Source organism: Mesorhizobium sp. M1307, from assembly GCF_040318155.1.
Taxonomy (GTDB): Bacteria; Pseudomonadota; Alphaproteobacteria; order Rhizobiales; family Rhizobiaceae; genus Mesorhizobium.
This window is the reverse complement of record NZ_JAMYLR010000044.1, coordinates 42028-48115: the sequence shown is the minus strand read 5'-3', so window position 1 is coordinate 48115 and position 6088 is coordinate 42028. Positions and strand designations below refer to the sequence as shown.

General features: G+C 62.6%; 7 protein-coding genes. 3 read left to right on the top strand and 4 right to left on the bottom strand.

The window, feature by feature from the left end; genetic code table 11:
* Nucleotides 1–155: 155 nt before the first annotated feature.
* Nucleotides 156–1514, bottom strand: coding sequence for a PRC-barrel domain-containing protein (locus tag NKH16_RS29355; RefSeq protein WP_352747459.1), 1359 nt, complete (start codon nucleotides 1512–1514; stop codon nucleotides 156–158).
* Between the two features lie 252 nt (nucleotides 1515–1766).
* Here NKH16_RS29355 and NKH16_RS29350 point away from each other — a divergent pair, with 252 nt between their 5' ends.
* Nucleotides 1767–2687 (top strand): diacylglycerol/lipid kinase family protein, encoded by a 921-nt coding sequence (locus NKH16_RS29350; RefSeq protein WP_352745287.1) that lies wholly within the window; start codon nucleotides 1767–1769, stop codon nucleotides 2685–2687.
* A gap of 58 nt (nucleotides 2688–2745) precedes the next feature.
* Here the strand turns inward: NKH16_RS29350 and NKH16_RS29345 are convergent, their stop codons facing one another.
* Complete coding sequence (locus tag NKH16_RS29345; RefSeq protein WP_292659198.1) at nucleotides 2746–2919, bottom strand: hypothetical protein; 174 nt, start codon at nucleotides 2917–2919, stop codon at nucleotides 2746–2748.
* Between the two features lie 146 nt (nucleotides 2920–3065).
* Here NKH16_RS29345 and NKH16_RS29340 point away from each other — a divergent pair, with 146 nt between their 5' ends.
* Nucleotides 3066–4592: a sensor histidine kinase gene (locus NKH16_RS29340; RefSeq protein ID WP_352451154.1), complete on the top strand. Its 1527-nt coding sequence runs from the start codon at nucleotides 3066–3068 to the stop codon at nucleotides 4590–4592.
* 55 nt (nucleotides 4593–4647) lie between these two features.
* Here NKH16_RS29340 and NKH16_RS29335 read toward each other — a convergent pair whose 3' ends face one another.
* Both NKH16_RS29335 and NKH16_RS29330 read right to left on the bottom strand, forming a co-directional pair.
* A complete protein-coding gene (locus tag NKH16_RS29335; RefSeq protein WP_352451153.1) occupies nucleotides 4648–5127 on the bottom strand; it encodes a hypothetical protein in 480 nt (159 codons plus the stop codon).
* Nucleotides 5128–5137: 10 nt separating this feature from the next.
* On the bottom strand, nucleotides 5138–5464 hold the full coding sequence (locus NKH16_RS29330) for an ElaB/YgaM/YqjD family protein (protein ID WP_023678546.1): 327 nt from the start codon (nucleotides 5462–5464) through the stop codon (nucleotides 5138–5140).
* A 227-nt stretch (nucleotides 5465–5691) separates the two neighbouring features.
* Between NKH16_RS29330 and NKH16_RS29325 the strand changes: the two genes are divergently transcribed.
* Complete coding sequence (locus NKH16_RS29325) at nucleotides 5692–6072, top strand: response regulator (RefSeq protein ID WP_352747462.1); 381 nt, start codon at nucleotides 5692–5694, stop codon at nucleotides 6070–6072.
* The last annotated feature ends 16 nt before the right edge of the window (nucleotides 6073–6088 follow it).

The window sequence follows — 6088 nt, the reverse complement described above, 5'->3', positions numbered from 1 at the left end:
TGGTCGGCGGTGATGATGCTGGAGCATCTCGGCGAGCCGGCTGCCGCGGGGGGGGGGGGGGGCGGCCAAGCGCGCCGGACCGCGCCCCCCGCCCATCCCACCCCCCCCCCCGGCGCGCCCCCCCCCCCCCGCTTCTCTGTCGGCGTGTGCGCAGCTTAGCGCATGATCATGCGCTGTTTCTCGCGATTTTGCGCATAGCTGGCCTTGTCATAGGGGGCCTGCGCCTCAAGCTGCTCCTTGGTGAAGTTCGTGTAGAGATAGCGCTTGCCGTTCTTGTCGGTCATGAATTTCAGGTTGTCCATGCCGACCGCCACCTCCTTCTCGCCGATGCCAAGGAAGCCGCCGACGTCGATGATGACTGCATCGACCTTCTTGTCGCCGCTCAGCACGATATCGCCGATCTCGCCGACATTGGCGTCGTTGGCGCCGTAGACAGTTGTTCCGACCAGATCCTCGGCCCGGATTTCGCCTATCGGCATTTCAGTCAGTGTCGACTTGTCGATCGACCCGGTCTTGGTCTGGTCTGCCGTCGTTGCGGGCGCTGGGGCATTTTGAGCCGTCTTGCCGGCCTGGTCAGTGTTGTTGGTCGTGGCAGTGTTGCTGGCCGTCACGGTAGGCGTGACGACGGCTGGCGCATTAGCCGCGGCATCGTTCGACGCTGTGGTCGCCGGGGCCGGATCATAGGGCTTGCGGTCGAAATCCGGCTGCGCCGTCAGCTCTTCCCTGGTGGTTTGGGCAACCAGCCAGCGATCGCCGTTCCTCTCGGCCCACTGCGCCTTGTCGAAATCATAGGCGACGTTCTTTTCACCTATGCCGAGGAAGCCGCCGACACCGATGACCAGCGATTGCGCCTTGGCTTCCTTGTTGATGACGATGTCGTTTACGTCGCCGATGTTCTGGGCGTCGTCGCCGGTACCGTTGTAGACGGTCTCGCCGATGATATTGGTGGCAAGATTGCCTTCCGCGCGCTTCACGACCGGAGCGGGGTTGTTACCGGTCGGCGCCGCCGGGGCGTTCTGCGCCGTATCGGTGGAGGTCGACGGAGCGGCAGGAGCCGTAGCCGTGGTGTCTGTCGCCGCAGGCGCCGGATCATAGGGCTTGCGGTCGAAATCCGGATGAGCCGTCAGCTCATCCTTCGTCGTTTGCGCTATCAGCCAGCGATCGCCATTTCTTTCGGCCCATTGCATCTTGCTGTAGTCGAAGGCGACGTTCTTGGTCCCAATGCCGAGGAACCCGCCGACGCCGATGACGACGGATTTTACCTGGCCGCGCTCGTCGAAGACGATATCGGTGACCTTGCCGATATTCTCTGCATTGTCGCCGGTGCCGTTATAAACCGACTCGCCGATGATATTGGTGACAAGGCTGCCCTCGGCGCGTTGCACCGGAGCGGCTGGAGCGGAATTCTCTACGGCGGGTGCTTGCGCCGGCGCCGGGGTCGTCGCCGATTGCGCAAATGCACCCGTCGCAATCAATGTTGCGACTGCTGTCGTGGTTAAAAGGGTGCGGATCATCTTAGTGTCTCCTCGTCGGTGATTTCGTGCACGCCGTGCCCGCATAACGTCGCTGCGGGCGCAGCGTCTTCTGCATGTTCACAACGTTGTGACCACACTGTTGTTCCGAAAAAAGCCGTGGCGCACCCGGTGCCATGTCGAAGGTTCTCGGATTCGCCACGCTGGTCGAAAGGAACATTTTCTCGGCCGCCCCGTTCCACTCCCGGCTGGGGCTCCGTCCCGGCCCGATAGGCGCTGGAAAATGGAACGGCCATGCAGTTTGCAGCGGTGCTGAACAAGGACGGGGGCACCCTGCGCACCATCGATCTTGAGGCCTTCGCCAGTCGGATGCGCAGCACGCTTGAGACTGCCGGCCACTCGATCGATATCGAAATCGTCGCCGGCAAGGATATCGTTGCCACGCTGGACGGCGTAGCTTCCAGGCGCGGCATCGACGTCGTGCTGGCTGGCGGCGGCGACGGAACCATTTCGGCCGCGGCAGCCCGTTTGATGAATGGGGAGAAGGCGCTGGCAATTCTGCCGGCTGGCACAATGAACCTTTTTGCGCGCGGCCTCGGTATTCCGCAGACCCTCGATGCGGCACTGAAATCGTTTGCCGACGGCGAGGTGATGGCGATTGACATTGCAACAGCCAACGGCCGGCCTTTCGTGCATCAATTCTCGATCGGCATGCACGCCAGGATGGTGCAACTGCGCCAGAAGATGGAATTCGGCTCGCGGTTCGGGAAGATGCGCGCCTCGGTGCGAGCCGCTTGGGCGACGATCAACAATCCACCGGCGATGAACGTAACGCTGACGATCGGCGAGGCCGAGATCAGAACGCGGATCACCGGTATCGGCATCACCAACAATCTGTTTGGCGAGGGCCACCTGCCCTATGCCGATAATCCGGCAGGCGGCGTGCTGGGCATCTATGTCACCGTGGCGCGGCGGCGCGGCGAATTGATCAGGTTCCTCTTTGACGTCGCCCGTGGGAAATGGCGCGGCAACGAGCATGTCGAAATCCATCAGGCAAACCGCGCCGTTTTGAAAATCCATTCGACGAACAGGAAAGTTCAGGCCGTCATGGACGGCGAACTGGTAAAGCTCGATCGCGAGATGACCGTCGAAATCCATCCGCGCGCGTTGAATGTTCTCGTCCCGGCGCGCGCCGCCGAGGCAAAGGTTGCCTGACGTGGGATGCGTGATGTGGGGTTGCGTGATGCAAACTGGCGCGAGCGATGGAGAGAACCTAGCCGCTGGGCGTGTTGCCCTGTTCGGTCTTCGGCGTCTCGATCATCCAGCCGTAGATTTCGGCGACGCCCCAGGCGATAAAAGCCAGCAACAGCGCGGCGATCAGGATACGAAGGACATGCCGACCCCGCCGCCCTTGACGGGCTTTGTTTTCAGGAATGGTTTTTGGCATTGTCTGGCTCCATATTTGGCGCCGGCAGGCGTAACTGGCGGGGCGTTGGCTGGTAACGGTCCCCCGCCGCGAAAGTTCCGGCTCTGCAAGGCGGCAGACGGGCCGGTTGGCCTGACCAATCAGCGGAGCCGGCCACCGGGGGCATAGTGGACGACAATAGCCAGAACACGCCGGGCCTGCCGGCCGATATTCGCCGTGTGGTGGGCGCCGCGGACCGTCTTGCCGTGCTGCACGGCCTCGACACGCTGGACGGGGCTGCCGACCCTGATTTCGATCGTATCGGCGGTCTTGCCGCTTCGGCGATGCAAACGCCTGTCGCACTGATCACGCTGGTCGATGCCGAGCGGCAGTGGTTCAAGTCCTGTATCGGCCTCGGCGAGACCGAAACCGCAACCGAGACATCGTTCTGCGCCTATACCATCGCAGCCGGCAACGTGCCGATGGTGGTGGCCGACGCGGCGGCGGATCCGCGGTTCAAAGCCAATCCGCTGGTCACCGGCGAGCATCATATCCGCTTTTACGCAGGCGTGCCCATCGTAATCGACGGCGCGCTGATCGGCACGCTGTGCGTGCTCGACCGGAAGCCGCACGCACGTCCCTCCTCTGTCCAGCTCGACCAGCTGTCGGCGCTGGCCGGCCTTGCCGCCAGCCTGTTCACGCTGAAGGATGCAACCCGCAGTGCGGCGATTGCCAAGGCAGCACTGGTTCGAGAGGAAAAGCGGCGCGCTATCGCGCTCGACGCGGCCTCGCTTGCCAGCTGGGCATGGGATATCCGCAGCGATATGATCGACTGCGATGTCCTGCTGCCCGAATTGTTCAACCTGCCGAAGTCGAACAGGCTGAGGGCGCGCGACATCCTGACCGCCATCGACCCGCGCGACGTTCACCAGACCGAAACACGCTTTCGCGACGCGCTGACTGGCAGCGACGATTATTTTGGCGAATACCGTGTCAAAGGCCTCGATCCGCCGCGATGGATCGCAACGCGCGGCCGCGTCATAGAGCGCGACGGCGAGGGCAAGCCAACGCTGATCTTCGGCGTCAACTACGACATTACCGAACGCAAACTTGGCGACGAACGTCAACGACTGTTGCTGCGCGAGCTCAATCACCGCGTCAAGAACACTTTGGCAACCGTACAGGCGCTGGCTACGCAGACCGTTCGCCATGCCCGCCAGCCAAGCGAATTCCTCGAAGCCTTCAGCGCCAGGCTGCAGGCACTGGGCGTTGCGCACAGCCTGCTGTCGGACCGCGAGTGGCGCGGTATCGGCATCCGCGAGCTGGTGGAGATCGAGCTAAAGCCGTTCCAAGCCGCCGGACAATCGCGCATGGCGATCTCCGGCGCCGATGTCCTGCTCTCACCCGACCAGGCAGTCGGGCTCGGGCTAATCCTGCATGAACTGGCAAGCAACGCACTGCAATACGGGTCGCTCTCGGTTTCCTCCGGAAAGGTCGATCTCGATTGGAGGGTACAAGGCAGGAAGGGCGCACGGCGTCTGTTGCTGGCCTGGCGTGAAAGCGGCGGCCCGCGGGTTGCGCCGCCCGAACGCCATGGCTTCGGCTCGATCCTGATCCGCCGCAGCCTGGCCAAGGTCATTTCCAGCGAGGTGACCCATGAATTCCGGCCGGAAGGCGTGGTCGCCGAAATATCGATTCCGCTCGAAGATTTGTGACGCCAGCATTTTGCGACCGGCGCCAGAATCGTTTGCCCCGAACTATCCCTCCGAACTATTCCCGTTTGCCGGTATCCGGATCATCGGAGCCGCGCTTCACGTTCTCGCGGTAGATAGCGTAGGCGGCGAGTGCTATCGCCGGGCCGAGAATCGCGCCCAGTCCGGCCTTCCCCGCGCCACCTTTGCCCTTGAGCAGCGCCGGCAGCACGGCGAGTACCGCAGTGATGCCGATAGCCTTCATGTCGGCGTTGCGTCGCTTCGCCCGGCGCCTGGCGCGCGAGCCGGCCGACATCCGGTAGACGAGCAGGATGAGACCGGCGATTGCCAGAAAGCCGATCCCGAAGCTCAGGGAAGCTGCCATCGGCCCATAGCGGGCCGCCGTCCAGATATAGGCCGCCGCGACGAGGAAGCCGAGGCCGCACAGCGCCGCGAGCGCTGCGATCGAATAGACAATCGCAGCGACGCGTGCGCGTTGCACCGCCGCAATGGTTTCGCCCGAGGCGAGGCCCGAGATCAGCGATGCAAGCATTCCCATACGTGCAGAACTAACGGCGCGCGAGAAGCGCGAAGAGGAATCCGACGCCTGCGGCGATCGCCAGCGAAGTCACCGGCTTTTCGCGCATATGCGCTATCATCTGCGCCTCGATGTCCCTGGCGTTGCTGCGCAGGCTGTCGAAGGCTGCCTCGCCCTGGGTTCGCAACTGCTCGACGCTTTCGGCCGCGGCTCGCCGTGCTGCCCCGTAGCCATGTTCGCCAGTTTTGGCCAACAGCTTGGTAAGTTGGTCGATGTCGGCCTTCAATTGTGCGATGTCGGCCTCAATATCGGAATTCGTGCGGGCTTCGTTCGCGGCCTTTCCTGCGGCAGTCGCCATTGCTTCACTCTCCATGCTTTTGCTCGGTCGAAACGCCCGACAGACCCCAAGGTTCCGGCACGAACCTCTTCTAACCCTATCTCCGGCAGCGCGCGTTGCAAATGCCTTGCATGGGCTGAGGCCGACGCATCCGCGCCGGCACGTCTTTTTTAAATGACAGCATGCCAAATAACGATCATGACTTCCCCCGTTTCACGATAGAGACGAATTTAAGGAGATATTGCTGCGTGCGCCCATCGCTTGACGGTTTGCGGATTCTTATCCTGGAAGATGAGTTCCTGATTGCCACGGATATCGAGCAGCTTTGCCGCGACTACGGCGCGCTCGATGTGGTCATTGCGCGTGATCTGACTGAGATCGAACAGCAAGACGTTGCCGCGCAATTCGATGTGGCCATCGTCGACCTCATGCTGAGCGGCGTTTCGACGCTCCAATTTGCTTCGTGGCTGCGTGAAGCGGGCATCCCGTTCGTCTTCGCCTCGGGCTATTCGGATACCGACGAGATCAAGAAATCCTTTCCCGGCGTCAGGCTGGTCACCAAGCCCTATTCGGGAGACGATCTCGTCGAGGCAGTGGTAACGGCCTGCAGGCGCACGCCTCTTCGCTGAGGCGCGGAGCGGTTCG

What these genes read in the sequence shown, in the direction of transcription:
- NKH16_RS29345 (WP_292659198.1), bottom strand. Translation starts at nt 2,919, where the DNA reads ATGCCAAAAACCATTCCTGAAAACAAAGCCCGTCAAGGGCGGCGGGGT.
- NKH16_RS29350 (WP_352745287.1), top strand. Translation starts at nt 1,767, where the DNA reads ATGCAGTTTGCAGCGGTGCTGAACAAGGACGGGGGCACCCTGCGCACC.
- NKH16_RS29355 (WP_352747459.1), bottom strand. Translation starts at nt 1,514, where the DNA reads ATGATCCGCACCCTTTTAACCACGACAGCAGTCGCAACATTGATTGCG.
- NKH16_RS29330 (WP_023678546.1), bottom strand. Translation starts at nt 5,464, where the DNA reads ATGGCGACTGCCGCAGGAAAGGCCGCGAACGAAGCCCGCACGAATTCC.
- NKH16_RS29335 (WP_352451153.1), bottom strand. Translation starts at nt 5,127, where the DNA reads ATGGGAATGCTTGCATCGCTGATCTCGGGCCTCGCCTCGGGCGAAACC.